Below are 25,827 nucleotides of genomic sequence, written 5' to 3'. Positions count from 1 at the left end.
CGCACTGATGTGCGCGGGCGTCCGTGAAGAGGGTCACGGACCCGCCCGGGCGGGTACGAGGAGGGGCGCGGAACCATGGGGGCGGAGCAGATCCGGCGGTGGGAATCGGGCGCTCTCGCCCATGCCGTGTCGGACCCCTTCGGGCAGGGTCCGCTGCCCTGGCTGCGCAGCAGCGAGCAGTACATCGACGCCAGCGGACAGGCGGTGCCCTGGTACGCGGACCCGGACCGCGGCCGAAGCGCCCGCGCCCCGCGCACCGCCGACGACGTACGGCGCCAGATCAAGGGCTTCGTCTCCACGGGAGCCGTCGCCCCCGGCGACGCGCTCGACTTCCACATCACCGTGGACCCGCCCCAGCAGTTCTCGGTCGACGTCTACCGCATCGGGCACTACGCGGGACACGGCGCATTCAAGGTCACCACCAGCCCCCGGCTCGCCGGCATCGTCCAGCCGCCCCCGCTGACCGCCGGCCGCACGGTCTCCTGCCACCACTGGTGGATGTCCTGGCGGCTCCAGGTGCCCTCGTTCTGGTCGGTGGGGGCGTATGTGGCCGTCCTGACCACCGTGGACGGCTACCGCTCCCACATCCCGTTCACGGTCCGCGACGACCGGCCCGCCGATCTGCTGCTGCTCCTCCCGGACATCACCTGGCAGGCGTACAACCTCTATCCGGAGGACGGCCGGACCGGCGCGAGCCTGTACCACGCGTGGGACGAGGAGGGCCGGCTCCTCGGTGAGCCGGACGCGGCGATCACGGTCTCGTTCGACCGCCCGTACGCGGGTGCCGGGCTGCCCCTGCACGTCGGCCACGCCTACGACTTCATCCGCTGGGCGGAGCGCTACGGCTACGACCTCGCGTACGCCGACACCGGCGATCTGCACGCGGGCCGCGTCGACCCCGCCCGCTACCGGGGCCTGGTCTTCCCGGGCCACGACGAGTACTGGTCGGCCCCCATGCGCCGTACCGCCGAGGCCGCGCGCGACCGCGGGACCTCCCTCGTCTTCCTCTCCGCCAACACCATGTACTGGCAGGTGGAGCTGGGCGCGTCCGCCTCCGGCGTACCGAACCGGCTGCTCACCTGCCGCAAGCGCCGGGGGCCGGGGAAGCCCGCGCTCTGGCGGGACATCGACCGGGCGGAGCAGCAGCTGCTGGGCATCCAGTACGCGGGCCGGGTCCCCGAGCCGCACCCCCTGGTCGTACGGAACGCGGGCCACTGGCTCTGGGAGGCGACCGGCGCGGGCGAGGGCGACGAGCTGCCGGGGCTCGTCGCGGGCGAGGCGGACCGCTATTTCCCGCGCACCCCGCTCCCCGACCACCGGCGCCGCATCCTGCTCGCGCACTCCCCCTACCGGGACGGCGAGGGCGCGCTCCGGCACCAGGAGACCTCGCTGTACCGAGCGCCGTCCGGCGCGCTCGTCTTCGCGTCCGGCACCTTCGCCTGGTCACCGGCACTCGACCGTCCGGGGCATGTCGACACGCGGGTCCAGCGCGCCACCGCCAACCTCCTCGACCGCATCTGCAAACGCGACTGAGACGACTGGGACAATGGGCACCACCAGTCGTGAGCAACGCGGAGGAACCGTGTCCGGATTCGTCGAAAAGCCCGAACCGATCCAGGTACCGGGCCTGGTGCATCTGCACACCGGCAAGGTGCGCGAGCTCTACCGGGACGAGGCGGGGAACCTCGTCATGGTCGCCACCGACCGCATTTCCGCGTTCGACTGGGTGCTCCCCACCGAGATCCCCGACAAGGGCCGGATCCTCACCCGGCTCTCGCTGTGGTGGTTCGAGCTGCTCCAGGACATCGTCCCGAACCATGTGCTGAGCACGGACCTCCCCGACGGCGCGCCCGCCGACTGGGCGGGCCGGGCGCTCGTCTGCACGTCCCTGCGCATGGTCCCCGTCGAGGCCGTCGCCCGCGGTTATCTCACCGGCTCAGGGCTCGCCGAGTACAACGAGACGCGTACGGTCTGCGGGCTCGCGCTCCCCGAGGGCCTGACGGACGGCTCCGAACTGCCCGCGCCGATCTTCACCCCGGCCACCAAGGCCGCCGTCGGCGACCACGACGAGAACGTGAGCTACGAGGAGGTCGCCCGCCAGGTCGGCGCGGAGACCGCCGCCCTGCTGCGCCAGACCGCGCTCGCGATCTACACCCGGGCCCGGGACATCGCCCGCGACCGGGGCGTCGTCCTCGCCGACACGAAGTTCGAGTTCGGATTCGACACCGACGACCGGATGATCCTCGCGGACGAGGTGCTGACCCCTGACTCCTCGCGCTTCTGGCCGGCCGACACCTGGCAGCCGGGCCGCCCCCAGCCCTCGTACGACAAGCAGTTCGTCCGCGACTGGCTGACCTCGCCCGCGTCCGGCTGGGACCGCCGCAGCGAGCAGCCGCCGCCCCCGCTCCCGCCGGAGATCGTCGAGGCGACCCGCGCCAAGTACGTGGAGGCGTACGAGCGGCTGACGGGCCTGCCCTGGCACTGAGCCCAGGGTGCCCCGGTGGCCCCTGCCGGGGGCGGGAGCGGACGGGAAAGGCCCCGGGGACGGGAAAGGCCCCGGTTCTCTTCGGAGAACCGGGGCCTTCACGCTGAGCGGACGACCAGGTTCGAACTGGCGACCTCAACCTTGGCAAGGTTGCGCTCTACCAACTGAGCTACGTCCGCGTGCGCCGTGCGCGCAGCCCACTATACCCAACCTCGCGCCCGGGCGAGACGGACCGCGGTGTGCCGGTTCTCCGCCCCCAGCTTGGACGCGGCCGACGACAGATAGTTCCGTACGGTCCCCTGCGACAGGGACGCCCGCTCCGCGATCTCCGCGATCGGGGCGCCGTCCGCCGCGAGTTCCAGCACCTCGGCCTCCCGCGCGGTCAGCGGCGAGTCCCCGGCGGAGATCGCGTCGGCGGCCAATTCCGGGTCCACATAACGGTTTCCGGCGTGGACGGTACGGATGATCTCGGCGAGCCGCTGGGCACTGACGGTCTTGGGGACGAAGCCGCGGACGCCCGCCGTGAGGGCGCGTTTGAGGTGGCCCGGCAGGCCGTGGCTGGTGACGATCATCGTCCGGCACCCCGGGAGTTCGGCCCGCAGCGATGTGGCCACGCTCACACCGTCGGCGCCGGGCATCTGGAGATCGAGCACGGCGACATCGGGCCGGTGGGCACGGGCCATGGCGAGCGCCTCGGTGCCGGATGCCGCCTCCGCGACGACTTCGAGATCGTCCTCCAGCGCGAGAAGCGCGGCGAGGGCACCACGGATGAGGTGCTCGTCGTCGGCGAGCAGTACGCGTACGGTCATGCGGTCTCCTCGGGCGTACGCACCCCTGCTCCGGCGGGCGCCCAGGGGCTCTCCCCGGTGCGGTGCGGGACCGCGGGTCCGGTGCGCGCGGTACGGACCCTCATGCCGCGCCCTCCATGCCCTGCCCGGGTGCACCGTCCGGGCCGGTGCGCGGGGCTGCCGGCCTCGGGCCGGGCCGTTCGGGCCGTCGGCGACCGCTCCGGCGGGGTACGGCGGATTCCCGGGCGGTCTCCGCGCTCGCCCCCGTCTCCGCGATCGCCCCCGTCTCCGGGGACGCGCCCGCCTCCGGGGACGCGCCGACGGCTGGCTCACGCCCGGTCCCGGCCCCCGCTGCCCGGGCGGTTCCCGCGCCCGGCTCGCTCCCCGTTCCCGTACCCGCCTTCCGGATCGGCCCGGGTCCCGCCTCCGCCTCCGCCGGCACGGGGACCCGCGCCGTCACCCGGAAACGGCCACCCCGCACCGGGCCCGAGTTCAGGGTGCCGTCCACCGCGGAGAGCCGTTCCCGCAGCCCGGCGAGGCCCGAACCGCCGCCGACCGAGAGGAAGGAGCCCTCGCCCGCCCGGTCGTTCTCGACGACGAGGACCACGGAGTCGTCCACCGTGCCCATCGAGATCGTGCAGCGCCGCGCGTCCCCGTGGCGCAGGACGTTCGTCGTGGCCTCCCGGACGACCCACCCGAGGGCGGACTGCACCTCGCCGGGCAGCTCCACGTCGTCCTGGACCACCGTGCAGGTGATCCCGGCGGCGTCCAGCACGGCGCGCGCTCCTTCCAGCTCCACCCGGAGGTCGGCCTCGCGGTAGCCGCGCACCACATCGCGTACCTCGCGCTGGGAGTCCTGGGCGATGCGCTGGACCTCGCTCATCTGGTCCACGGCCTCGGGCCGCCCGCGCCGGGCGAGCTGCACGGCCAGTTCGCTCTTGAGGGCGATGACCGCGAGGTTCCGGCCCAGGACGTCATGGAGATCGCGGCCGAAGCGGAGCCGTTCCTCCGCGACCGCCAGCCGTGCCTCCACATCGCGGGCCTGCCTCAGCTGCCACATCACCCCCAGCACCCACATCGACGCCCGTGAGGTGAACGCCATCCACCCGGTCACGAACCCGACGACGACAAAGGTGGCCAGCACCTCCTCGGGGCTTCCCACGATCAGGGCGACCAGCCCGCACACCACGGTCAGCACGCCCGCCTGGACCAGCACGGTGGTCCATTTGCGGACGAGCAGACAGTGCACGGTGAGGAACGGAGCCAGCGTCCACGCCATCAGCGAGGGGAAGACGTCCAGCAGAGCGTCCTCGGTCATCGAGGGCGTGAGCGCGAGGACGACACCGCACTCCGCGGCCGTCACGGCGACGGCCCACCCGAGCAGCCGCGAGGGCACCTGCCCCTGCCCCAGATAGGAGTCCATCGCGCGCCGGGCGAGCCGTCCGCAGACCACCCCGATCGTGATGCCGAGCAGCGGCGCGAGGACGGCGAGCGGCAGCGGCGCCTGCACGCGCACGGAAAGGGACAGGGTCATGGCCGTCAGCCCGAGCGCTCCGACCCACACGATCAGATAGACCGTGCCGCGCGTGTACAGATCCACCTTGGCGAGCCCGCTGCGCCCGCTCCAGCCCTTCACCCGCACGGCGACTCCTCCAGGAAAACAACAGGTCAGCAGCGGGGCTCCCAGCGGAACCACCGCTGCACAGCAAACACCGAGAACACGGTCCAGGCCAAGGCGGTGCCGATCGCCGTCATCAGCTCCCCGGTGTCGCCGGCCCCGAACCATCCGGCCCGTACGAGCATCATGACCCCGCTCAGCGGCAGCAGTTCACAGATCGCCGCCATCTTCTCGGGCATGACTTCGAGCGGTACGAGCAGACCGGAGCCCGCCACCGAGATCATGAACATCGGCATCGTGGTGATCTGCGCGCTCTCCACGGTCCGGGTCACCGCCGCGGTGAGCGCCGCGAGGGCCGTGAGCAGGACCACCCCGGCGGCGATGCCCCCGATCAGCAGGTCGGGCCGCCGCGGCGCCTCCAGATCGAGGAGGGCGACACCGGCCACGACCAGCAGCAGGCACTGGACGAGCGCGAGCCCCACGCCCGGCAGCGCGGTCCCCGCGAGGATCTCCCGGTCGGACACCTCGCCCGAGCGCAGCCGCTTGAGTACCAGCTCCTCGCGCCGCGCCACATAGGTGGAGACGAGATTGAGATGGACGACCAGCAGCAGCACCATCCCGATGCCGCCGGTCACCGACGCCTCGGCGATGGTCATCCCGGCCTTGCCCAGATCGATCCGGTCCAGCGAGGACTTCATCGCCAGCACCATCAGCAGGGGCATCAGCAGCGCCACGAAGAGCGCGGTCCGATTCCGTACGAGCAGGGTCAGCTCGGCCCGTCCGAGAGCCGTCAGCCGGCCCGCCGTCGTGCTGCGCACCCCGGTCACCGTCGTCGCCGCCATGTCACGCACCCACCATTTCCGTCTGCGCGATCTCCAGGAACGCCTCTTCCAGCGACGCCGAGCGGGCGTCGAGCCCTTCCAGCTGCAGGTCCGACTCCCGGGCCCACCGCAGCAGCTCCTCCAGCGAGTCCTGGAGCCGATGCGTACGGATCTCGATCCGCCGGCCGTCCGCCCCCGCCCGCAGGGAGAGCGGCAGCCGCCCCACGGGCACTCCCGCGGGCAGGAGGAAACGGATCCGGGCGGGCCGGGACGCCGTGACCTCGGCGGGTGTGCCCGAGGTGACGATCGCCCCCCGGTGCATGATCGCCAGCCGGTCGGCGAGCGACTCGGCCTCCTCCAGATAGTGCGTGGTCAGCAGCACCGTGGTGCCGGTGTCGCGCAGCGCCCGCACCAGGTCCCAGGTGTCCCGCCGCCCCTCCGCGTCCAGTCCGGTCGTCGGCTCGTCGAGGAAGAGGACCTCGGGGCGCCCCAGCAGTGCCAGCGCCAGATCGAGCCGCCTGCGCTCACCGCCGGACAGCTGCTTGACCCGTACGCGGGCCCGCGCGCCGAGCCCGACCAGCTCCAGCGCCTCGTCGACCGGGCGCGCCCCGCTGGTGCATCCGGCCCACATCCGGGCGGTCTCCGCCACGGTGAGATCGGAGGGGAATCCGCCCTCCTGGAGCATCACGCCGATCCGGGGGCGTACGGCCGCCCGCTCGCGGTACGGGTCGTGGCCGAGCACCCGTACGGTCCCGGCGGTGGGGGCGGCGAGCCCTTCCAGCAGCTCGACGGTGGAGGTCTTGCCCGCGCCGTTCGTCCCGAGCAGCGCGAAGATCTCCCCACGCGCCACGGAGAACGAGACACCGCCCACGGCCTCGAAGCCACCCGCGTAGCTGCGCCGCAGGTCCTCTGCCGTGATCACGTACTGGTCTGTGGTCATGCCTCCAGGTTTCCGCCCGCGTGCGGAGGCGGGCAGTGCGCGGTGTCACCGGCCGCGATGACAAATGTCATCGGCGCGGGCGATCGCCGCGCGGGGGCGGCTGGGAAAGGCGCACCGGGAGATCCCGGAACCCGATCGGCCGGGATCCGCGCACGCGGACCGGGACGGCCGGACGGCACGGCCGGGACACGCACCGCGGGCTCGGACGGCGGGCTCGGGCGGCCGGGTTACGCGGCCCGCACCGCGGGCGGGATACGCGCCCGGGACCGCCGGCCGGACGGGGTGCCGGATTCCGGCCGTGGAAATCGCCCGTCCGCGCGGAACACCAGCGGGCGGGCGCGGTGTGGGAGCCGTACGACTCGTTCACGGGCGGACATCGGCCGCCGGGGAGACATGGCCGGATACGGCACCTGTACGTGGCCGGATAAGGGGCGGGACCCCCGTGCGGAATACGCGACGCGGACACGACAAAGGCCCCGGTCTTCCGACCAGGGCCTCAATCTTCGATCAGAGCGGACGACGAGATTCGAACTCGCGACCCTCACCTTGGCAAGGTGATGCTCTACCAACTGAGCCACGTCCGCATTGCTCCCGCGCGGCTTTCACCGAGCGGTGCGACACCACCCTACCTGATCCTCATGAGCGACCGGTAAAGCGACGAGAGCGGGTGACAGGGATCGCACACTGCGCCTTCCCCCTGGAAGGGGGATGTTCTACTACTGAACTACACCCGCACGCTGCTGAGGTGGGGCCTTGCGGCCTCGCCCCTCGGCGTGCTTCAAACTCTAGCCGACGCCCTGGGGTGCAGCGCAACTCCGCACCCGCTCCGGCCACGGATGGACGCGCCTGCTCAACTCGCCTCGCGGAACGCCTGGTAGACCGCCTTCGGGATGCGGCCCCGGGCCGGCACGTCCATCTTGTTGGACTGCGCCCACGCCCGGACGGCCGCGGGGGCCGGCTCCAGCGCGGTGTGCTTGTAGGTGCCGCGGTGCCTGCCGCGCTTCCCGGTGTTTGTCTGCTTTCGACCCGCCGCGACGTAGGGCGCGAGTGCCTTGCGCAGTTTCTTTGCGTTGGCGGTATTGAGGTCGATCTCGTACGACTTCCCGTCCAGACCGAACATGACCGTTTCCGCCGCTTCTCCGCCGTCGATGTCGTCGAAGAGTGCGATCACTACTCGCTGAGCCACGGATATCGGTCCTTTCCCGCGGTACCACCGTCCCCGGTTCTGACATGTGGTGATACCGGATTTCCGGATGTTTGAGGGCCACAAGCGGCTCTCATGTATTCCTTTGTACAGCGGCCGACCACACATTGTGAAGCCCGCGCAATTACCTGCGCGTGTCCCCGGCAATGACTGCGGGGATATTTCCCCGGATTTTCGCCGTCCGTTACCTTGCGCCTTCCCGTCATCGGTGCCCGCTCGCGCACCCGGTCCGGCGGCCCGATATCCACGATCCTCTACGCGAGTAGATTTTCCGGCCGGGTACGCTGGGCGGACCGCCCTCGCAACACACCACCCGGGAGTGCCCGTGGCACGCGTCGTAGTCGACGTCATGCTCAAGCCCGAGATCCTCGACCCCCAGGGGCAGGCGGTGCAGCGCGCACTGCCCCGCCTCGGATTCGACGGCATCGCGGACGTACGTCAGGGGAAGCGCTTCGAGCTGGAGGTGGACGGGCCGGTCGACGAAGCCGCCCTCGCCCGCATCCACGAGATGGCCGAAACGTTCCTCGCCAACACCGTCATCGAGGACTTCGTCGTAAAGGTCGACGAGTCGTGACCTCTCGTATCGGAGTCGTCACCTTCCCCGGCACGCTCGACGACCGGGACAGTCTGCGGGCCGTGCGCCTCGCGGGCGCCGAGCCCGTCTCGCTCTGGCACCGTGACAAGGATCTCAAGCAGGTCGACGCCGTGGTCCTCGCCGGGGGGTTCTCCTACGGCGACTATCTGCGCGCCGGAGCCATTTCCCGGTTCTCGCCGGTGATGGAGACGATCATCGACCAGGCCAGGGCGGGCATGCCGGTTCTCGGTATCTGCAATGGCTTCCAGATCCTCACGGAGTCGCATCTGCTGCCGGGCGCGATGCTCCGCAACAACCATCTCCACTTCATCTGCCGCGACCAGAAGCTGCGGGTGGAGAACGCGGAGACGGCCTGGACCTCCGATTACGAACAGGGCCAGGAGATCTCCGTACCGCTGAAGAACATCGACGGCCGTTATGTCGCCGATGAGCGGGTCCTCGACGAGCTGGAGGCCGAAGGCAGGGTCGCCTTCCGCTATCTCGCCGACGGCGAGGCGGCCGAGGGATACGGAAACCCGAACGGCTCGCTCCGCGACATCGCGGGAATCACCAACGCGGCGGGCAATGTCGTCGGGCTGATGCCCCACCCCGAGCACGCGGTGGAACCCCTGATCGGCACCGGCCGCACCGACGGCCTCGCCTTCTTCACCTCCATCATCAAGAAGCTGGTCACGGCATGACACTCGACACCGTCAAGCACGCGACCGAGACGCCCGAGGCGGGCCAGCCCTGGGCCGAACTCGGTCTCAAGGAAGACGAGTACGCGCGCGTCCGGGAGATCCTGGGCCGCCGCCCGACCGGCGCCGAGCTGGCGATGTACTCGGTCATGTGGTCGGAGCACTGCTCGTACAAGTCGAGCAAGGTGCATCTCCAGCAGTTCGGCGAGAAGGCACCGGAGAGCGACGCGCTCCTCGTCGGCATCGGCGAGAACGCGGGCGTCGTGGACGTCGGCCAGGGGTACGCGGTCACCTTCAAGGTCGAGTCGCACAACCACCCCTCGTACATCGAGCCCTACCAGGGCGCGGCCACCGGTGTCGGCGGCATCGTGCGCGACATCCTCGCGATGGGCGCCCGCCCGGTCGCCGTCGTGGACCCGCTGCGCTTCGGCGCGGCCGACCACCCCGACACCAAGCGGGTGCTGCCGGGTGTCGTCGCGGGTATCGGCGGCTACGGCAACTGCCTCGGCCTGCCGAACATCGGCGGCGAGGTCGTCTTCGACTCCTGCTACCAGGGCAATCCGCTGGTCAACGCCGGCTGTATCGGCGTGATGAAGCACGAGGACATCCATCTTGCGCAGGCGTCGGGACCGGGCAACAAGGTCGTTCTGTACGGCGCGCGGACCGGCGGCGACGGCATCGGCGGCGTCTCTGTGCTGGCTTCGGAGACCTTCGAGAGCACCGGCCCGGCCAAGCGGCCCGCCGTCCAGGTCGGCGACCCCTTCCAGGAGAAGCTCCTCATCGAGTGCACCCTGGAGATCTTCCGGGAGAAGCTGGTCGCGGGCATCCAGGACCTCGGCGGCGCGGGTCTGTCCTGCGCCACGAGCGAGCTGGCGAGCGCCGGCTCCGGCGGTATGCGCATCGACCTGGACACCGTGCCGCTGCGCGACGCGACCCTCTCGCCCGAGGAGATCCTCATGAGCGAGTCGCAGGAGCGCATGTGCGCGATCGTCGAGCCGGACAAGGTCGCCCGCTTCCTGGAGATCTGCGAGAAGTGGGACGTCATCGCGACCGTCATCGGTGAGGTCACCGAGGGCGAGCGGCTGGAGATCTTCTGGCACGGTGAGCAGATCGTGGACGTCCCGCCGCGGACCGTCGCCCACGAGGGCCCGGTCTACCACCGTCCGTACGCCCGCCCCGACTGGCAGGACGCCCTCCAGGCGGACGACGCGGGCAAGCTGCCCCGCCCGTCGACCGGCGCCGAGCTGCGTGAGCAGGTCCTGAGACTGGTGGCCTCGCCCAACCAGGCGTCGAAGGCGTGGATCACGGACCAGTACGACCGGTTCGTCCAGGGCAACACGGTGCTGGCCCAGCCCGAGGACGCGGGCATGATCCGGATCGACGAGGAGTCGAACCTGGGCGTGGCGATGGCGACCGACGGCAACGGCCGCTACGCCAAGCTCGACCCGTACACGGGCGCCCAGCTCGCGCTGGCGGAGGCGTACCGCAATGTCGCCGCTTCCGGCGCCCGGCCGCTGGCGATCTCCGACTGCCTGAACTTCGGCTCGCCCGAGGACCCGGCGGTCATGTGGCAGTTCGCGGAGGCCACCCGTGGTCTCGCGGACGGCTGTCTCCAGCTCGGTACGCCGGTCACGGGCGGCAATGTGTCGCTCTACAACCAGACCGGTGAGACCGCGATCCACCCGACGCCCGTCGTCGCGGTGCTCGGTGTGATCGACGACGTCAACCGCCGTACGCCGATCGCGTTCGCCGAGGACGGGCAGCTGCTCTATCTGCTCGGGGACACCCGCGAGGAGTTCGGTGGCTCGGCCTGGTCGCAGGTGATCCACGATCACCTCGGCGGGCTGCCCCCGGCCGTGGACCTGGACCGGGAGAAGCTGCTCGGCGAGATCCTGATCTCCGCCTCCCGCGACGGAATGATCGACGCGGCGCACGATCTGTCGGACGGCGGGCTGATCCAGGCGGTCGTGGAGTCGTGTCTGCGCGGCGGGACGGGCGCGCGGCTGGTCGTCCCGGACGGACTGGACGCGTTCACCTTCCTGTTCAGCGAGTCGGCGGGCCGCGCGGTCGTCGCGGTGCCGCGCAGCGAGGAACTGCGGTTCACCGACATGTGCGGGGCGCGCGGGCTGCCCGCCACCCGTATCGGTGTCGTGGACGGCGACGAGGTCGAGGTCCAGGGCGAGTTCGGCATCGCGCTGGGCGAACTGCGCACGGCGCACGAGGAGACCATTCCCGGTCTGCTCGTGTGAGACGGTCCGACGGCTGGAGGGCCTGACCGCCCGTCTGCCTGAGCGACTGCCCGACCGCCCCACCGGCCGGCCCCTGCCCGGTCACGGCATCACGAGCCCCTGTCCGACACGTTCGGGCAGGGGCTCTGCTGTTGACTCCTTGCGAGAAATTACGTAATTACGTATCTTCGGAGTCATGGATCTGGAGGAGCGTGTAGCCGAGTTGGAGCGCCGGCTCGGCGCACTGGAGAAGGAGCGCGCCGAGGCCCCGAGCATCGGTGAGGGTCCCCTGTGGGCGCTGGAAGGCCTCAAGGAGCAGCTCGCCGGGATCGGCGCCGGTGACGGCGGCGTGATGTTCACCGGAGCCGTACGGCTGCCGACGCACGAGCGGTACGAGTGGCAGTACGGCGCCCTCACCGAGGAGTTGCTCGAAGGCGACTGGTCCGACGCCGCCGAATCGTTCGCCGCGCTCGGCCATCCCGTACGGCTGCGGCTCCTGCGCGAGATCCTCGCGGGCCGGCGCACCGTCGCCGAACTGACCGAACCGGTGGGGCTCGGCACGACCGGCAAGGTCTACCACCACCTGCGTCAGCTCACGAGTACCGGCTGGCTGCACATCGAGAGCCGTGGCCGCTACGAGGTTCCCGCCGCGCGGGTCGTCCCGCTGCTGGTGGTCCTCACCGCGGCCTGTCCATGACCTGGGGGAGGGCGGCGATGCCCGTACGCCATGAGAGCCGGAGCCGGAAGCCGGCAGCGATCATCGCCCGGATCTGCTGGATCACCTTCGCCGCGCTGCTGATCGCCGACGTGTCCATCGGTCTGCCCGGCCACTCCCTGTGGGTCGTGCTGCCCGCCATTCCCGCCGTCGTGCTCGACCTCCTCAACGGCCGCGCGGCCCGCAGGGAGCACGCCGCCCGGGAGCGCCCGCCCGCCATCGAGGTGGCCCCGCCGGTCACCGGCCGCTGGATCGCGCACAACAGCCCGGCGGACGAGGTCCCGTCCGGTGACCAGCCGGGTGCCCGACGGGGTGTCCGACCAGATGCCCGACGGGGTGCCCGACCCATGTGACCAGGACACCCGACCCACCCCCCGGACCGCACCCCACCGGCCCCGCTCCACGGCCGGTGGTACGAGGCTCTAGGCTCGGGATCATGCCCCCGGTGAGGAAGCGTCCCCGCAGCTACGACCCCGTCCGGACCCGCGCGGCCGTGCTCGCGCAGTTCGGCAGTGTGCGCGAGGCCGTCCAGGCCCTCGGCCCCGCCGAACTGGCGCTGCCCACCCGGCTCGGGCAGTGGACGGTACGCGAACTGGCCGCGCACATGGCGCTGGTGGCCGAGAGCGTCGTCCGCGGCATCGAGCGGCCGGAGCCGGCGAAGGCCGAGGTCAGCCTGCTGGAGTGGCCGTCCGCCACCGCCGCGTACGCCGGACCGATCGACGAGGACCCCCGGGAGCCGGCCTCCGCGGGACAGCTCGGCGAGCTCTACACGCGCACCGCGAGCCGCCTCGCCGGCGCCCTGGCCGACACCCCGGGCCACCGGCTCGTCCCCACCCGCCTCGGGGCCATGCGGCTGGAGGACTTCCTGGTCACCCGGGCCGTGGAGCTGACCGTCCACACCGACGACCTGAACGACGCGGCCGGCCTGTCCGTCCCCCACGACCGCCAGGCGCTCGCCGCCTGCACCCGGCTGCTCGCCGACGCGCTCGCGGCGAAGGCCCCGGGCGGCTCGGTCGAGGTCCGGGTGCCGCCGTACGCGGTGGTGCAGTGCGTCGAGGGCCCCCGGCACACCCGCGGTACCCCGCCCAATGTCGTCGAGACCGACCCGCTGACCTGGATCCGCCTGGCCACCGGGCGTACGGAGTGGGCCGAGGCGGTCGACGCGGCGCGGGTCAGCGCCAGCGGGGAGCGCGCCGACCTGGCCGCCCTGCTCCCGGTCCTGGGCTGAGCGCCCGGGGGCCGCACGGGAACCGGAGTCCCGCGGTGTCCGTCCCAGGGGCATGCGTACCCAGCTGAGCATCCCCGCCGCGATCCTGGCCCTCGTCACGCTCGCCGCCTGCGGTTCGCAGACGGTCTCGGGGAGCGGCGGCGAGGCGGGCGGTCACAAGGCCCTGGCCGATCTGGCCATCACGGACGTGCACTGGACCATCGAGAGCCTGACCTCCGAGGGCCGGAAGACGAAGGCCCCCGCGGGCGCGAGCCTGCACTTCCCCGCCGAGGGCACCGTCCAGGGCGAGACCGGGTGCAACGGCTTCCGCGCGGACGCCGAGCTGGAGGGCGACATCCTGGTGCTGAGCCCCGCCGAACGGACCGAGATCGGCTGCCCCGGCCCGGCCGCGGACTTCGAGGACACCCTGCTCTCCGTCATCGAGGGACGGCTGAAGGCCGACCTCTCCGACGACGAGAAGAAACTCACACTCACCAACCGGCGCGGCGGCGACACGGTGACCCTCACCATCGAGCCCCCGGCGCCGCTCCTCGGCACCAAGTGGACCGTGAACTCCCTGATCACAGCCGATACGGCGGCCTCCGTGCCCGCCGGAGCGGAGGGGGCAGCGCATCTGGTCTTCCGCAAGGACGGCACCGTCGCCGGAAACCTGGGCTGCAACACCTTCAGCGGCACGGCGAAGGTCTCCGGCTCGAAGATCGTCCTCGGCCGGATCACCAGCACCAAAATGCTGTGCGACGGCGCAAAAGGCCAGGTGGAAGCCCATCTGCGGAAGGTGCTGGACCGGCAGGTGACCTTCAGCGTCCAGCACCGCCAGATGACCCTGACCGGCCCCGCGGACAAGCGCCTCGCCGCCGTCGCGGGCGGCTGACCGGGAGGCCGGCCACGGGCCCGGATCCGGATTCCCCGCCTCCCCAATTCGGACCAGTGGTCGATCTCGCCTACACTCGGTGCCGTGCCACGTGGTGACGGTCGACTCAATCACGATCTGCTCCCCGGTGAGAAAGGCCCCCAGGACGCGTGTGGCGTCTTCGGTGTCTGGGCTCCCGGAGAAGAGGTCGCAAAGCTCACGTACTTCGGGCTCTACGCCCTTCAGCATCGCGGCCAGGAGTCCGCGGGTATCGCGGTGAGCAACGGCTCGCAGATTCTCGTCTTCAAGGACATGGGCCTGGTCTCGCAGGTCTTCGACGAAACATCCCTCGGCTCCCTCCGAGGGCACATCGCTGTGGGCCATGCCCGCTACTCGACGACCGGAGCCTCCGTCTGGGAGAACGCCCAGCCGACCTTCCGGGCCACCGCCCACGGCTCCATCGCGCTCGGACACAACGGCAACCTGGTCAACACCGCCCAGCTCGCCGAGCTGGTCGCCGCCCTGCCCCAGAGGGACGGGCGCGCCACTCAGGTCGCCGCCACCAATGACACGGACCTCGTCACCGCGCTGCTCGCGGGCCAGGTCGACGCCGACGGCAAGCCGCTCACCGTTGAGGAAGCGGCGGCGACGGTGCTGCCCCAGGTCAGGGGCGCCTTTTCGCTGGTCTTCATGGACGAGTCCACCCTGTACGCGGCCCGTGACCCGCAGGGCATCCGCCCGCTGGTCCTCGGCCGCCTCGACCGGGGATGGGTCGTCGCCAGCGAGTCCGCCGCCCTCGACATCTGCGGCGCGAGCTTCGTCCGCGAGATCGAGCCCGGCGAGCTGATCGCCATAGACGAGAACGGCATCCGCACATCCCGATTCGCAGAAGCGAAGCCCAAGGGCTGTGTCTTCGAGTATGTCTATCTGGCCCGTCCCGACACGGACATCGCCGGCCGCAACGTCTATCTCTCCCGTGTGGAGATGGGCCGGAAACTGGCCAAAGAAGCTCCCGTCGAAGCCGACCTGGTGATAGCGACGCCGGAATCCGGCACCCCGGCCGCGATCGGCTACGCCGAGGCGAGCGGCATCCCCTACGGCTCCGGACTGGTGAAGAACGCCTATGTGGGCCGCACCTTCATCCAGCCGTCCCAGACCATCCGCCAGCTCGGCATCCGCCTCAAGCTGAACCCCCTCAAGGAAGTCATCCGGGGCAAGCGGCTCGTCGTCGTCGACGACTCCATCGTCCGCGGCAACACCCAGCGCGCCCTGGTCAAGATGCTCCGTGAGGCGGGCGCGGCCGAGGTCCACATCCGGATCTCGTCCCCGCCGGTCAAGTGGCCCTGCTTCTTCGGCATCGACTTCGCCACCCGCGCGGAGCTGATCGCCAACGGCATGACGATCGAGGAGATCGGCGCCTCGCTGGGCGCCGACTCCCTCTCGTACATCTCCATCGACGGCATGATCGAGGCGACCACCATCGCCAAGCCGAATCTGTGCCGCGCCTGCTTCGACGGCGAGTACCCGATGGAGCTTCCCGACCCCGAGCTGCTCGGAAAGCAGCTTCTCGAAACGGAGCTGGCGGGCGGCGCGGACGCCGCCGACGCCCTCCGCCGCCCGTAGGCCCCGCCGTGATCCACAGCACCTGTGACTCACCGCGCACGGGCCCCGCAGCAACGATACGAAGGCTTCCCTTGTCATGACAGCTGAATCCTTTGAGCGAGCCCCGCAGGACGGATCCGGCGCCAGCTACGCGGCCGCGGGCGTCGACATCGAGGCCGGCGACCGTGCCGTCGAGCTGATGAAGGAGTGGGTGAGGAAGACCCGCCGCCCCGAGGTCCTCGGCGGTCTCGGCGGCTTCGCCGGGCTCTTCGACGCCTCCGCCCTCAAGCGCTACGAGCGCCCGCTGCTGGCCTCCGCCACGGACGGCGTCGGCACCAAGGTCGATCTCGCCCGCAAGATGGGCGTGTACGACACGATCGGCCACGACCTCGTCGGCATGGTCGTCGACGACATCGTCGTGTGCGGCGCCGAGCCGCTGTTCATGACCGACTACATCTGCGTCGGCAAGGTCCACCCCGAGCGGGTCGCCGCCATCGTCAAGGGCATCGCCGAGGGCTGTGTGCTGGCCGGCTGCGCCCTGGTCGGCGGCGAGACCGCCGAGCACCCCGGACTGCTGGGCGAGGACGACTTCGACGTCGCCGGCGCCGGTACGGGAGTGGTGGAGGCCGACCTGCTGCTGGGCCCGGATCGTATCCGTAAGGGTGACGCGGTCATCGCCATGGCGTCCTCCGGCCTTCACTCCAACGGGTACTCACTGGTCCGCCACGTCCTGTTGGACCGGGCCGGCATGGCGCTGGAGCAGCGGGTCGACGAGTTCGGCCGCACCCTCGGCGAGGAACTGCTGGAGCCCACCCGGATCTACTCCCTGGACTGTCTGGCGCTCACCCGGGCCGCCGAGGTCCATGCCTTCAGCCACGTCACCGGCGGCGGGCTCGCCAGCAATCTCGCCCGGGTCGTCCCGGACACCCTGCACGCGGTCGTCGACCGTGCGACCTGGACCCCGGGACCGGTGTTCGACCTCGTCGGGCGAGCCGGGGCGGTCGACCGCCTCGAACTGGAGAAGACCCTGAACATGGGCGTGGGCATGATCGCCGTGGTCCCCGCCGAGTCGGCGGAGGTCGCGCTGACCCTGCTCGCCGACCGCGGTCTGGACGCCTGGATCGCCGGTGAGATCACCGACCGTGGCGAGCACACCACGGGCGCGGAGCTCGTCGGCGACTACGCGGTCTGACGGCCGCGGCGGGCGAGCCGACGACGACCGGGATCAGACGCGGCGATGCGTGAGCCGAACAGCACAGAACCCGGTCCGTGGGGTGGTGCCCCAGGACCGGGTCGGTGGTCGGTACGAGGTCAAGCGCCGCGACGCTGCGACGACGGTGCGTCGTCCTCGTCGTCGTCCTCGTCGTCGTTGTACAGGTCGGCGTACCGCGCGTACGGGTCGTCTTCCTCGTCGTCGTCCTCGAACGGCTCCGGGTTCGGAGGCTGGCTCGAAGTCGATGCGCCCAGCTCGTTGGCCAGACGCGACAGGTCAGTCCCGCCGCTGTTGTACTTCAGCTGGCGGGCGACCTTTGTCTGCTTGGCCTTGGCCCGGCCGCGCCCCATGGCTCGACCCCCTCGGTGACGGGGCTCGACGGCCCCAGAGTCTTGACACGCGTTCATGATTCGGAACGGACTCTCCGCAGAGAGACCGGCCCGTAGGGCTTCAACGGTACCTGCTTCCGCGGCCATACGGTACGCCGCCCGCATGACGTGCCACTTCGCAGGACCTGCGAGGAGCCCCGTCCTCGCTGGTCAACTGCGATATTAACCTCTTCTGGGCACTCGACCCGCCGACCGGGGTGAGTCTTGTCTCCCAGGGCGGCGGGCCGTGACGCCGTGCGGCGTCAGCGCCGGCGGGCCTCCGCCATGCGCTGCTCGGCGATCCGATCGGCCGCCGCGGCCGGCGGAATGCCGTCCTCCTTCGCACGTGCGAATATGGCGAGCGTGGTGTCGTAGATCTTCGCGGCCTTGGCCTTGCAGCGGTCGAAGTCGAAACCGTGCAGTTCGTCGGCGACCTGGATCACACCTCCGGCGTTCACCACGTAGTCGGGCGCGTAGAGGATCCCGCGGTCGGCGAGGTCCTTCTCGACGCCGGGGTGCGCCAGCTGGTTGTTGGCGGCGCCGCAGACGATCCGGGCGCTGAGCCGCGGGACGGTGTCGTCGTTCAGCGCGCCGCCGAGCGCACAGGGGGCGTACACGTCGAGTCCGGGCAGTTCGATGAGCGCGTCGGTGTCCGCGACCGCCGTCACCTGGGGGTTTCTGGCCTGAATTCGCCGTACGGACTCCGGGCGCACATCCGTGATCACGACCTCGGCGCCGTCCTCCAGGAGGTGGTTCACCAGGTGGTGCCCGACCTTGCCGACGCCCGCGACACCGACCGTGCGTCCGCTCAGCGACGACTCGCCCCACAGATGCCGGGCCGAGGCCCGCATGCCCTGGAAGACGCCGTACGCGGTGAGGACCGAGGAGTCGCCGGCGCCGCCGTTCTCGGGGGAGCGGCCGGTGGCCCAGCGGGTGGTCCGGGCGACCACGTCCATGTCGGCGACATAGGTCCCGACGTCACAGGCGGTCACATACCGTCCGCCGAGGGAGTCCACGAAACGTCCGTAGGCGAGCAGCAGTTCCTCGCTCTTGAGGGTCTCCGGGTCGCCCATGATCACGGCCTTGCCGCCGCCGTGGCCCAGTCCGGCCATGGCGTTCTTGTACGACATGCCCCGGGACAGGTTCAGCGCGTCGGCGACGGCCTCCGCCTCGGAGGCGTACGGGTAGAAGCGGGTGCCGCCGAGGGCCGGGCCCAGGGCGGTCGAGTGGATGGCGATGACGGCCTTCAGGCCGGTTGCGCGGTCCTGGCAGAGCACGACTTGCTCGTGGCCACCCTGGTCCGACCGGAAGAGGGTGTGCAGTACATCTGCAGGAGCGCCGGTCACATCGGTCACGGTAGTGACTCCCAAGTACGAAGCGGCGGGCGGGCTTCCCGGGGTGGGGGAAGCCCCAGTTGGGGACGAGGGTAAGTCCTACGCGGGCGTAGATCCGGCGCAGTGCCGAGGATCACCCGCTCGGGGAGTGCGGAGGAGTGAGGGCGTGGAAGGATTTGCGGTATGCCAGCGGTGTCCTCGGTGATCGTTCCCTACGCGTCCTATCTGCGGGTGTACGAGCCCCTGGCGGCCTTCCCCGAGCCCGAACGGGGCCACTGGGCCCGTTACGCGACCCGTGGCGCCACCCCCACGGCACAGGACGAACTGAGGCGGTCGCTGGCCGATTTGCTGCCCACGCCACCGGTGCCCGTGCGGGTGCACGAGAGCGGGGACGCCTTCGTCGCGGAGGTGGACGGGACGGTCTGCGTCTGCCCCTGGCGGACCCGGCTGCGCGGCTGGCTGGCGCTGGAGGAGCTGTCGGAGCGGTTTCCCGGGCCCCTGCTGGACGCCGTGCTGCCGCCCGTGGTGCGCGGGCAGGCCGCGGCGGACTGGGAGGCCTGGCGCGAGCGCAATCCGGACGCCCGGCCGTGGATCAGGACGGCGGTGTGGCAGGTGCCGGTGCGGTGGTTCGCGCTCTTCGGCGACGAGGAGCGGGAGTACGAGCCGGCCGGGCCGGGGGCGGCGGTGATGCGCTACCGCACGCCCATGGTGCAGGCCCGGCGGCGCACCGCGCGGACGCTGAGGGCGCTGCGGGAGTCCGCGGACGGCGGCGGGCCGCTCACCGAGGGGCTGGTGGATGTGGGCAAGTGGCTGGAGGAGTTCCATCCGCGCTCCCTGGTCGAGCTGGACTACGGCGGTCTGGTCCACGCGCTGACCGGGCCGCAGCTCGACGGCGACCACTCGGCCGCGGATGTGGCCGCGGGCATCGCGGCCCTGCGGGCGGGTGACGGCGAGGGCGCCGGGGAGGCCTACGGCCGCCTGGTCGAGCGCTGGCGTGTGGTGAGGGAGCTTCAGTTCGCGAACTGAGCGAATCCGTGGATGATTGAAGTCTTTCGCCTCAGGCCCTAGGTCCCGATCCGGGCCTTTGCCTCAAGCGTGACGGACTGCACTAACGGGGCCCTTGCGCCTATCGCCCTCCCTCGTGTCAAAATAGGACAAGGAGTCCGGGGAGGGTTCCTTCCGCCCAAGTACGGGCGGATTGCTCGGCATTGCGCTCTATGGGGGGTCTGGTGACTCCTGATCGCTCTGTGACTGATCGTCACTGTGACGTGACTGTCCGCTATGGCATGGTCCATCGGCGTTCCGCCGCTGTTGGACACCTCGGAGGGCAATTCCGTCGGTTTGGCCGACGTGGCTGGACAGATGGTGTAGTTGTAGTGCCGAGGACAAGCCGTTCGTCCTATAACCGACTCGGCCCGCGTCCGCCATTTCGGGCAACGCGGGTCAAGGTGCAGAATTTAGAGGAAAGAACCGAGAAGGTTCGGTTCTCCCGAGGAGGCCGCTCATGACAGCTCGCACCCCTGATGCCGAGCCGCTGCTGACCCCGGCTGAGGTTGCCACGATGTTCCGCGTGGATCCGAAGACGGTCACCCGCTGGGCCAAGGCAGGCAAGCTCACGTCCATCCGCACGCTCGGAGGGCATCGCCGGTACCGCGAGGCAGAGGTACGCGCACTGCTGGCGGGTATTCCGCAGCAGCGCAGCGAGGCGTGAAGCCTTGCTGATCGGGCAGTTCCGGGACCCCCATCCTGGTGAGGCCCACCCCTAGCTCCACATGACGGGCGTCTGCCCCAACAGGCCCGCAGTCATTTGATCGCGCTGGACTCCGCCGGGTCCAGCGCGATTTTTCATGCGCTAACGGTGTACTCCTCGGTAGACGCGGAGGGGTCCGGGGAGGCGGGCGCCGGGGCGGTTCGGGGAGGGTTCGCGGGGGGACGCGACGGCGCCTGCCGGGAGGTGCAATTGCACATACTAAATTTGTCACCTGTAGGGAGGGCCTAAGAACCCGGGTTCTGAAAACCTATACGGTGACACCCGTCACACCGTGCAACTCTTGCCAACATCGAGCGTGTCACTTCGCGAGCGGCGGGGGACCGGGCCGAAGTCACTCCGTGCCGGGACCTTCGTCCCCGGCTCCGGGGACGGCTCCGGGCGCGGGTTCGGGGTCGGTCTCGCAGGCGGTGTCGGTGCCGGGTTCGGATTCCGTCGCGAGGCGCTGGAGATGGCGGCAGACGGGGCACCGGCGGGTGAGGTGCCGGTAGCCGGAGGCGGCGGCGAGGTGGGCGCGCAGGAGGGCACGGGTTTCGTGCCGTCGTGTCGTGGACGCCGCCATGCACGTCACCTCCGCCCGTGGGTGTGTGCCGCCCTCTCCTTGATGGGTACCCGGCGCCTCCGGCCCCGTCAAGGGGCTTGCCGGGGCGGCGGGGTGCGGTGCGGCGGCAGTGGGTGTCCTGGGGCCATCCGGGGCGCGTGAGGCGGTCTCTCGCCGCCCGTGGCCAACCTCTTGGCTCCCCGGGCCACTTGGCCCCTGCGCGAGCCCCACCGCCGGTGCGGGCCGCCTGGCGGGGGCTCTGCCCCCGGACCCCCGCGCCTCAATCGCCGGCGGGAGTGTTTTGGGCGTCCTGCCTCCCGGGGTGCGGGTCCGTGTGGTTCCCGCTGCCGCAGCCGGTTTTTGGGCCTCTTTCCCCTTGGCGCGGGTTCTTGCGCCTCAGGCGTCGGCGGGGCTGGGTTGCTCTCCGTGCCGCCGCCGAGACCCCGGAGCCCGTCCGGCGATTGAGGACGGAGGGTGTGGTGAGGGGCGGTCGCGGTGCCGGCCACTGGTACCTTCCGGGGCCACGGAGGCGCCGTATCCCCGCAGGCGCCGGCGGGGCGCACCTCCGAGCCCGTCCGGCGATTGAGGACGGAGCCCGAGCCGCGGGGCCCCCGCGGCACAAGGCGGCGCGCCCGCGGGTGCCGTGGCATGCAGAAGACCCCGCGCCTCATCGAGGCTGCGGGGTCGTGAAAAACCTGGCGGTCCTGACGGGATTTGAACCCGCGGCCTCCACCTTGACAGGGTGGCGAGCACTCCAAACTGCTCCACAGGACCAGAAGTCGCAGCTCCGAAAACCGTGCTGGGCTGCGAGAAGAGACTCTACAGCAGCCCGGCCCGGGGGTCGAACTCACGGTGGGCGACGGGCCCGTCACGAGCGGGACGGGCCCGCCGGTCAGGGAGCCGCCGCGTCGATGGCCTTCACGATGCGCTTGTCGGAGACGGGATACGCCGTGCCCAGCGCATGCGCGAAGTAGCTCACCCGCAGCTCCTCGATCATCCAGCGGATGTCCAGCACGCTCTGCGGGACGGGCCGGCCCCGGGGCAGCTGTTCCAGCAGCCAGGCGTACTCGTCCTGCATCTCGTGGACCTTCTCCATGCGGGTGGTGTCGCGCTGTACGGCCGACGGCATCTGCTGGAGTCTGCGGTCCACCGCGACCAGATAGCGCATCAGGTCGGGCAGCCGCCGCAGCCCGGTCGAGGTCACGAACCCGGCCGGCATCAGCGCCGCCAACTGCTGGCGTACGTCCACGACGTTGCTCATCAGGGCGGGGCTGTTCGTGGCCTTGAGGCGGCGCTCGCACGCCTGCCAGGCGGCCAGGATCTGCTGGACCTGGTCCACCGTCCGTACCGTCGTGTCGACGAGGTCGGCGCGGACGGAGTCGTACAGCTTGCGGTAGGACTCCTCGTCCCAGGCGGGCCCGCCGTGCTCGGCGATCAGCTTGTCCGCCGCGGCCGTCGCGCAGTCGTCGAAAAGGGCCTGGACCGAACCGTGCGGATTGCGGGACAGGGCCAGCTTCTGCTGGTTGCCGAGCCGGTCGGAGGCGAACTTCGCGGCGTTCACGGGGATGGTGCGCAGGATCAGCCGCCGCGTACCCCGCCACATCGCCTGCCGCTGCTCCGCCTCGGTGTCGAAGAGGCGTACGGAGACGGTGTCACCGGTGTCGACGAGCGCGGGGTACGCCTTCACCGGCTGCCCTGCCCGCCGGGTCTCGAAGACCTTCGCCAGCGTGCCGATCGTCCAGTCCGTCAGTCCCGTGCGCTCGATGGACTCACCCGACGGTCCCGCGGTCGCCGCCGCGGCCCGGGAGAGGGCCTGCCGGGCCCTGGGACGCAGCTCCAGCCGCAGCGCCTCCAGGTCCCTGGCCTCGGCGAGCCTGCGCCGGCGCTCGTCGACGATACGGAAAGTGATCTTCAGATGGTCGGGGACCTTCGCCAGATCGAAGTCCTCGGCGCGCACCGGCACTCCGACCATGCCCTGGAGCTCGCGCGCCAGCGTCACCGGCAGCGGCTCCTGCAAGGGGACCGCGCGCTCCAGGAACGCCTTCGCGTAGTTCGGCGCCGGCACGTAGTGCCGCCGGATCGGCTTCGGCAGGGAGCGGATCAGCTCGACGACGACCTCCTCGCGCAGCCCCGGGATCTGCCAGTCGAAGCCCTCGTCCGTGACCTGGTTCAGCACTTGGAGCGGCACATGCACGGTGACGCCGTCCGCGTCCGCACCCGGCTCGAACTGATAGGTCACCCGGAAGGCGAGCCGCCCCTGGCGCCAGGAGTCCGGATAGTCGTCCTTGGTGACGGCACCCGCCTTCTCGTTGATGAGCATCTCGCGCTCGAAGTCGAGGAGGTCGGGCTCCTCACGGCGCTTGCTCTTCCACCAGGAGTCGAAGTGCGCGCCCGAGACGACATGGTCGGGCACCCGCTGGTCGTAGAAGTCGAAGAGGGTCTCGTCGTCCACCAGGATGTCGCGGCGGCGGGCCCGGTGCTCCAGCTCCTCGACCTCGGTCAGCAGCTTGCGGTTGTCGGCGAAGAACTTGTGGTGGGTACGCCAGTCGCCCTCGACCAGGGCGTTGCGGATGAAAAGCTCACGTGAGGTCTCCGGGTCGATGCGCCCGTAGTTCACCTTGCGCTGGGCGACGATCGGGACCCCGTACAGCGTGACCTTCTCGTACGCCATCACGGCCGCCTGGTCCTTCTCCCAGTGCGGCTCGCTGTAGGTGCGCTTCAGCAGATGCTGCGCGAGCGGTTCGATCCACTCGGGCTCGATCTTCGCGTTGACGCGGGCCCACAGCCGGGAGGTCTCCACCAGTTCGGCGGACATCACCAGCCGGGGCGGCTTCTTGAACAGCGCCGAGCCGGGGAAGACGGCGAACTTCGCCCCCCGCGCGCCCAGGTACTCGTTCTTGCCGCCCGGCTTCCCGCCGTCCCCCGTCGTGTCCTTCAGGCCGATGTGGGAGAGCAGCCCCGACAGCAGCGAGATGTGGACGCTCGCCTCCGGGCCGTCCTCCTCGTTCACATGGATGCCCATGCTCTTGGCGACCTGGCGCAGCTGCGCGTAGATGTCCTGCCATTCGCGGATGCGCAGGAAGTTCAGGTACTCCTGCTTGCACATCCGCCGGAAGCTGGAGGAGCCGCGCTCCTTCTGCTGCTCGCGGACGTACCGCCACAGATTGAGGTACGCCAGAAAATCAGAGGTCTCGTCCTTGAAGCGGGCGTGCTGCTGGTCGGCCTGGGTCTGCTTCTCGGCGGGTCGCTCGCGCGGGTCCTGGATGGAGAGCGCGGCCGCGATGACCATGACCTCGCGTACACAGCCGTTCTTGTCGGCCTCGATGACCATCCGGGCGAGGCGCGGGTCCACCGGCAGCTGCGACAGCTTCCGCCCGAGCGGGGTCAGCTTCTTCTTCGGGTCCTTCTGCGCGGCGTCGAAGGCGCCCAGCTCCTGGAGCAGCTGCACACCGTCGCGGATGTTGCGGTGGTCCGGCGGATCGATGAAGGGGAACTTCTCGATGTCGCCGAGCCCGGCCGCCGTCATCTGGAGGATGACCGACGCCAGATTCGTCCGCAGGATCTCGGCGTCCGTGAACTCGGGACGGGCGTCGAAGTCGTCCTGCGAGTACAGCCGGATGCAGATGCCGTCCGACGTACGGCCGCAGCGGCCCTTGCGCTGATTGGCGCTCGCCTGGCTGATGGCCTCGATCGGCAGCCGCTGGACCTTGGTGCGATGGCTGTAGCGGGAGATACGGGCGGTGCCCGGGTCGATCACGTACTTGATGCCGGGCACGGTCAGCGAGGTCTCGGCGACATTGGTCGCCAGAACGATCCTGCGGCCGGTGTGCGGCTGGAAGACCCGGTGCTGCTCGGCGTGCGAGAGCCGTGCGTACAGCGGCAGGACTTCCGTGAAGCGGTACCGCTTCTTGACGAGAGCGTCCGCCGTGTCCCGGATCTCGCGCTCGCCGGAGAGGAAGACGAGGATGTCGCCCTTGCCCTCGCCCTGGAGCTCGTCCACCGCGTCGCAGATCGCGGTGATCTGGTCGCGGTCGCTGTCCGCGCCGTCTTCGGCGTCCTCCTCCAGCAGCGGCCGGTAGCGGACCTCCACCGGATAGGTGCGCCCGCTGACCTCGACGATCGGTGCGTCGCCGAAGTGGCGCGAGAACCGTTCCGGGTCGATCGTCGCCGAGGTGATGACGACCTTCAGATCCGGCCGCTTCGGCAGCAGCTGCGCCAGATAGCCGAGCAGGAAGTCGATGTTCAGCGACCGCTCGTGGGCCTCGTCGATGATGATCGTGTCGTACGCGCGCAGCTCGCGGTCCGTCTGGATCTCCGCGAGGAGGATGCCGTCCGTCATCAGCTTCAGGAAGGTGTCGCCGCCGACCTGGTCGGTGAAGCGGACCTTCCAGCCGACCGCCTCGCCGAGCGGTGTCCGCAGCTCCTCGGCGACCCGCTCGGCGACGGTACGGGCCGCGATGCGCCGGGGCTGCGTATGGCCGATCATGCCGCGCACACCGCGCCCCAGCTCCATACAGATCTTGGGGATCTGCGTCGTCTTGCCGGAGCCCGTCTCACCGGCGACGATCACGACCTGGTGGTCCCGTATCGCCTCCAGGATCTCGTCCTTCTTCTGGCTGACCGGCAGCTGCTCGGGATACGAGATCTCCGGCACGCGCTCCGCCCGCCGGGCGGTCCGGGCGGACGCGCGCTCGGCCTCGGCGGCGATCTCGTCCAGCACGGCCTGCCGCGCTTCGGGCTTACGGATGCGGCGGGCGCCTTCGAGACGGCGGCCGAGCCGGTGGGCGTCCCGCAGGGACACCCCGGCCAGCAGCGTCTGGAGGTCGGCGAAGGAAGTAGACATACGGACCCC

The 25,827-nt window shown here is 70.7% G+C and carries 22 protein-coding genes and 4 tRNA genes; 13 read left to right on the top strand and 13 right to left on the bottom strand.

The annotated features are described in order from the left end of the window. Nucleotides 1-75 precede the first annotated feature (75 nt). Both ACFYT4_RS27305 and ACFYT4_RS27300 read left to right on the top strand, forming a co-directional pair. Complete coding sequence (locus tag ACFYT4_RS27305) at nucleotides 76-1,533, top strand: N,N-dimethylformamidase beta subunit family domain-containing protein (RefSeq protein ID WP_389274370.1); 1,458 nt, start codon at nucleotides 76-78, stop codon at nucleotides 1,531-1,533. A gap of 49 nt (nucleotides 1,534-1,582) precedes the next feature. Further along, nucleotides 1,583-2,485 (top strand): phosphoribosylaminoimidazolesuccinocarboxamide synthase, encoded by a 903-nt coding sequence (locus ACFYT4_RS27300; RefSeq protein WP_389274367.1) that lies wholly within the window; start codon nucleotides 1,583-1,585, stop codon nucleotides 2,483-2,485. 106 nt (nucleotides 2,486-2,591) lie between these two features. Here ACFYT4_RS27300 and ACFYT4_RS27295 read toward each other — a convergent pair. The 8 genes from ACFYT4_RS27295 to ACFYT4_RS27260 form a co-directional block, all read right to left on the bottom strand. Next, nucleotides 2,592-2,664 (bottom strand) — tRNA-Gly (locus ACFYT4_RS27295). Nucleotides 2,665-2,685: 21 nt separating this feature from the next. Further along, on the bottom strand, nucleotides 2,686-3,294 hold the full coding sequence (locus ACFYT4_RS27290) for a response regulator (protein WP_389274364.1): 609 nt from the start codon (nucleotides 3,292-3,294) through the stop codon (nucleotides 2,686-2,688). Between the two features lie 100 nt (nucleotides 3,295-3,394). Further along, nucleotides 3,395-4,915, bottom strand: coding sequence for a sensor histidine kinase (locus ACFYT4_RS27285; RefSeq protein WP_389274361.1), 1,521 nt, complete (start codon nucleotides 4,913-4,915; stop codon nucleotides 3,395-3,397). Nucleotides 4,916-4,941: 26 nt separating this feature from the next. Next, entirely contained in the window at nucleotides 4,942-5,733 is a 792-nt protein-coding gene (locus tag ACFYT4_RS27280; protein ID WP_389274358.1) for an ABC transporter permease, read from the bottom strand. Nucleotide 5,734: 1 nt separating this feature from the next. Next, complete coding sequence (locus ACFYT4_RS27275; RefSeq protein WP_389274355.1) at nucleotides 5,735-6,652, bottom strand: ABC transporter ATP-binding protein; 918 nt, start codon at nucleotides 6,650-6,652, stop codon at nucleotides 5,735-5,737. Nucleotides 6,653-7,163: 511 nt separating this feature from the next. After that, nucleotides 7,164-7,236 (bottom strand) — tRNA-Gly (locus tag ACFYT4_RS27270). 78 nt (nucleotides 7,237-7,314) lie between these two features. Then, nucleotides 7,315-7,386: transfer RNA gene (locus ACFYT4_RS27265), tRNA-Gly, on the bottom strand. A gap of 116 nt (nucleotides 7,387-7,502) precedes the next feature. After that, complete coding sequence (locus ACFYT4_RS27260) at nucleotides 7,503-7,838, bottom strand: Lsr2 family protein (protein ID WP_389274352.1); 336 nt, start codon at nucleotides 7,836-7,838, stop codon at nucleotides 7,503-7,505. 343 nt (nucleotides 7,839-8,181) lie between these two features. Between ACFYT4_RS27260 and purS the strand changes: the two genes are divergently transcribed. The 9 genes from purS to purM all read left to right on the top strand — a co-directional run bounded on the left by purS (nucleotide 8,182) and on the right by purM (nucleotide 16,943). Beyond that, nucleotides 8,182-8,430, top strand: coding sequence for a phosphoribosylformylglycinamidine synthase subunit PurS (purS, locus tag ACFYT4_RS27255; protein WP_389274350.1), 249 nt, complete (start codon nucleotides 8,182-8,184; stop codon nucleotides 8,428-8,430). Beyond that, nucleotides 8,427-9,131: a phosphoribosylformylglycinamidine synthase subunit PurQ gene (gene purQ, locus ACFYT4_RS27250; RefSeq protein WP_389274347.1), complete on the top strand. Its 705-nt coding sequence runs from the start codon at nucleotides 8,427-8,429 to the stop codon at nucleotides 9,129-9,131. Before purS ends, purQ begins: the two co-directional genes overlap by 4 nt. After that, on the top strand, nucleotides 9,128-11,377 hold the full coding sequence (gene purL, locus ACFYT4_RS27245) for a phosphoribosylformylglycinamidine synthase subunit PurL (RefSeq protein ID WP_389274344.1): 2,250 nt from the start codon (nucleotides 9,128-9,130) through the stop codon (nucleotides 11,375-11,377). The genes purQ and purL overlap by 4 nt, the downstream gene beginning before the upstream one ends. A 175-nt stretch (nucleotides 11,378-11,552) precedes the next feature. Next, complete coding sequence (locus tag ACFYT4_RS27240; RefSeq protein ID WP_389274341.1) at nucleotides 11,553-12,053, top strand: ArsR/SmtB family transcription factor; 501 nt, start codon at nucleotides 11,553-11,555, stop codon at nucleotides 12,051-12,053. Nucleotides 12,054-12,070: 17 nt separating this feature from the next. Continuing rightward, nucleotides 12,071-12,424 (top strand): hypothetical protein, encoded by a 354-nt coding sequence (locus ACFYT4_RS27235; protein ID WP_389274338.1) that lies wholly within the window; start codon nucleotides 12,071-12,073, stop codon nucleotides 12,422-12,424. An 83-nt stretch (nucleotides 12,425-12,507) separates the two neighbouring features. After that, nucleotides 12,508-13,299 (top strand): sterol carrier family protein, encoded by a 792-nt coding sequence (locus ACFYT4_RS27230; RefSeq protein WP_389274336.1) that lies wholly within the window; start codon nucleotides 12,508-12,510, stop codon nucleotides 13,297-13,299. Nucleotides 13,300-13,351: 52 nt separating this feature from the next. Beyond that, the gene (locus tag ACFYT4_RS27225) at nucleotides 13,352-14,170 is read left to right on the top strand and encodes an META domain-containing protein (RefSeq protein ID WP_389274334.1); all 819 of its coding nucleotides are present in this window, start codon (nucleotides 13,352-13,354) and stop codon (nucleotides 14,168-14,170) included. Between the two features lie 84 nt (nucleotides 14,171-14,254). Beyond that, nucleotides 14,255-15,772, top strand: a complete 1,518-nt coding sequence (gene purF, locus ACFYT4_RS27220; protein WP_389274331.1) for an amidophosphoribosyltransferase — start codon at nucleotides 14,255-14,257, stop codon at nucleotides 15,770-15,772. 76 nt (nucleotides 15,773-15,848) lie between these two features. Next, a complete protein-coding gene (gene purM, locus ACFYT4_RS27215; protein ID WP_389274328.1) occupies nucleotides 15,849-16,943 on the top strand; it encodes a phosphoribosylformylglycinamidine cyclo-ligase in 1,095 nt (364 codons plus the stop codon). Nucleotides 16,944-17,062: 119 nt separating this feature from the next. Here purM and ACFYT4_RS27210 read toward each other — a convergent pair whose 3' ends face one another. Further along, nucleotides 17,063-17,314: a DUF3073 domain-containing protein gene (locus tag ACFYT4_RS27210; protein ID WP_389274326.1), complete on the bottom strand. Its 252-nt coding sequence runs from the start codon at nucleotides 17,312-17,314 to the stop codon at nucleotides 17,063-17,065. Between the two features lie 281 nt (nucleotides 17,315-17,595). Then, on the bottom strand, nucleotides 17,596-18,687 hold the full coding sequence (locus ACFYT4_RS27205; RefSeq protein ID WP_389274323.1) for a Leu/Phe/Val dehydrogenase: 1,092 nt from the start codon (nucleotides 18,685-18,687) through the stop codon (nucleotides 17,596-17,598). A gap of 162 nt (nucleotides 18,688-18,849) precedes the next feature. Between ACFYT4_RS27205 and ACFYT4_RS27200 the strand changes: the two genes are divergently transcribed. Both ACFYT4_RS27200 and bldC read left to right on the top strand, forming a co-directional pair. Continuing rightward, nucleotides 18,850-19,692 (top strand): hypothetical protein, encoded by an 843-nt coding sequence (locus ACFYT4_RS27200; protein ID WP_389274320.1) that lies wholly within the window; start codon nucleotides 18,850-18,852, stop codon nucleotides 19,690-19,692. A 478-nt stretch (nucleotides 19,693-20,170) separates the two neighbouring features. Continuing rightward, entirely contained in the window at nucleotides 20,171-20,377 is a 207-nt protein-coding gene (gene bldC, locus ACFYT4_RS27195) for a developmental transcriptional regulator BldC (RefSeq protein WP_003949541.1), read from the top strand. 391 nt (nucleotides 20,378-20,768) lie between these two features. Here bldC and ACFYT4_RS27190 read toward each other — a convergent pair whose 3' ends face one another. From ACFYT4_RS27190 to hrpA, 3 genes are all read right to left on the bottom strand, one after another. Further along, entirely contained in the window at nucleotides 20,769-20,996 is a 228-nt protein-coding gene (locus tag ACFYT4_RS27190) for a DUF6274 family protein (RefSeq protein WP_389274317.1), read from the bottom strand. A 675-nt stretch (nucleotides 20,997-21,671) separates the two neighbouring features. Next, nucleotides 21,672-21,749, bottom strand: a tRNA-Asp gene (locus ACFYT4_RS27185). Between the two features lie 118 nt (nucleotides 21,750-21,867). Then, entirely contained in the window at nucleotides 21,868-25,818 is a 3,951-nt protein-coding gene (hrpA, locus tag ACFYT4_RS27180) for an ATP-dependent RNA helicase HrpA (protein ID WP_389274313.1), read from the bottom strand. Nucleotides 25,819-25,827: the final 9 nt, after the last annotated feature.

Source organism: Streptomyces sp. NPDC004609 (assembly GCF_042873655.1).
Classification (GTDB): domain Bacteria; phylum Actinomycetota; class Actinomycetes; order Streptomycetales; family Streptomycetaceae; genus Streptomyces.
This window is presented reverse-complemented; position numbering and strand designations above follow the sequence as displayed.

What these genes read in the sequence shown, in the direction of transcription:
- ACFYT4_RS27240 (WP_389274341.1), top strand. Translation starts at nt 11,553, where the DNA reads ATGGATCTGGAGGAGCGTGTAGCCGAGTTGGAGCGCCGGCTCGGCGCA.
- hrpA (WP_389274313.1), bottom strand. Translation starts at nt 25,818, where the DNA reads ATGTCTACTTCCTTCGCCGACCTCCAGACGCTGCTGGCCGGGGTGTCC.
- ACFYT4_RS27190 (WP_389274317.1), bottom strand. Translation starts at nt 20,996, where the DNA reads ATGGCGGCGTCCACGACACGACGGCACGAAACCCGTGCCCTCCTGCGC.
- ACFYT4_RS27210 (WP_389274326.1), bottom strand. Translation starts at nt 17,314, where the DNA reads ATGGGGCGCGGCCGGGCCAAGGCCAAGCAGACAAAGGTCGCCCGCCAG.
- purM (WP_389274328.1), top strand. Translation starts at nt 15,849, where the DNA reads ATGACAGCTGAATCCTTTGAGCGAGCCCCGCAGGACGGATCCGGCGCC.
- ACFYT4_RS27290 (WP_389274364.1), bottom strand. Translation starts at nt 3,294, where the DNA reads ATGACCGTACGCGTACTGCTCGCCGACGACGAGCACCTCATCCGTGGT.
- ACFYT4_RS27275 (WP_389274355.1), bottom strand. Translation starts at nt 6,652, where the DNA reads ATGACCACAGACCAGTACGTGATCACGGCAGAGGACCTGCGGCGCAGC.
- ACFYT4_RS27280 (WP_389274358.1), bottom strand. Translation starts at nt 5,733, where the DNA reads ATGGCGGCGACGACGGTGACCGGGGTGCGCAGCACGACGGCGGGCCGG.
- bldC (WP_003949541.1), top strand. Translation starts at nt 20,171, where the DNA reads ATGACAGCTCGCACCCCTGATGCCGAGCCGCTGCTGACCCCGGCTGAG.
- ACFYT4_RS27235 (WP_389274338.1), top strand. Translation starts at nt 12,071, where the DNA reads ATGCCCGTACGCCATGAGAGCCGGAGCCGGAAGCCGGCAGCGATCATC.
- ACFYT4_RS27200 (WP_389274320.1), top strand. Translation starts at nt 18,850, where the DNA reads ATGCCAGCGGTGTCCTCGGTGATCGTTCCCTACGCGTCCTATCTGCGG.
- ACFYT4_RS27305 (WP_389274370.1), top strand. Translation starts at nt 76, where the DNA reads ATGGGGGCGGAGCAGATCCGGCGGTGGGAATCGGGCGCTCTCGCCCAT.
- ACFYT4_RS27225 (WP_389274334.1), top strand. Translation starts at nt 13,352, where the DNA reads ATGCGTACCCAGCTGAGCATCCCCGCCGCGATCCTGGCCCTCGTCACG.
- ACFYT4_RS27230 (WP_389274336.1), top strand. Translation starts at nt 12,508, where the DNA reads ATGCCCCCGGTGAGGAAGCGTCCCCGCAGCTACGACCCCGTCCGGACC.
- purL (WP_389274344.1), top strand. Translation starts at nt 9,128, where the DNA reads ATGACACTCGACACCGTCAAGCACGCGACCGAGACGCCCGAGGCGGGC.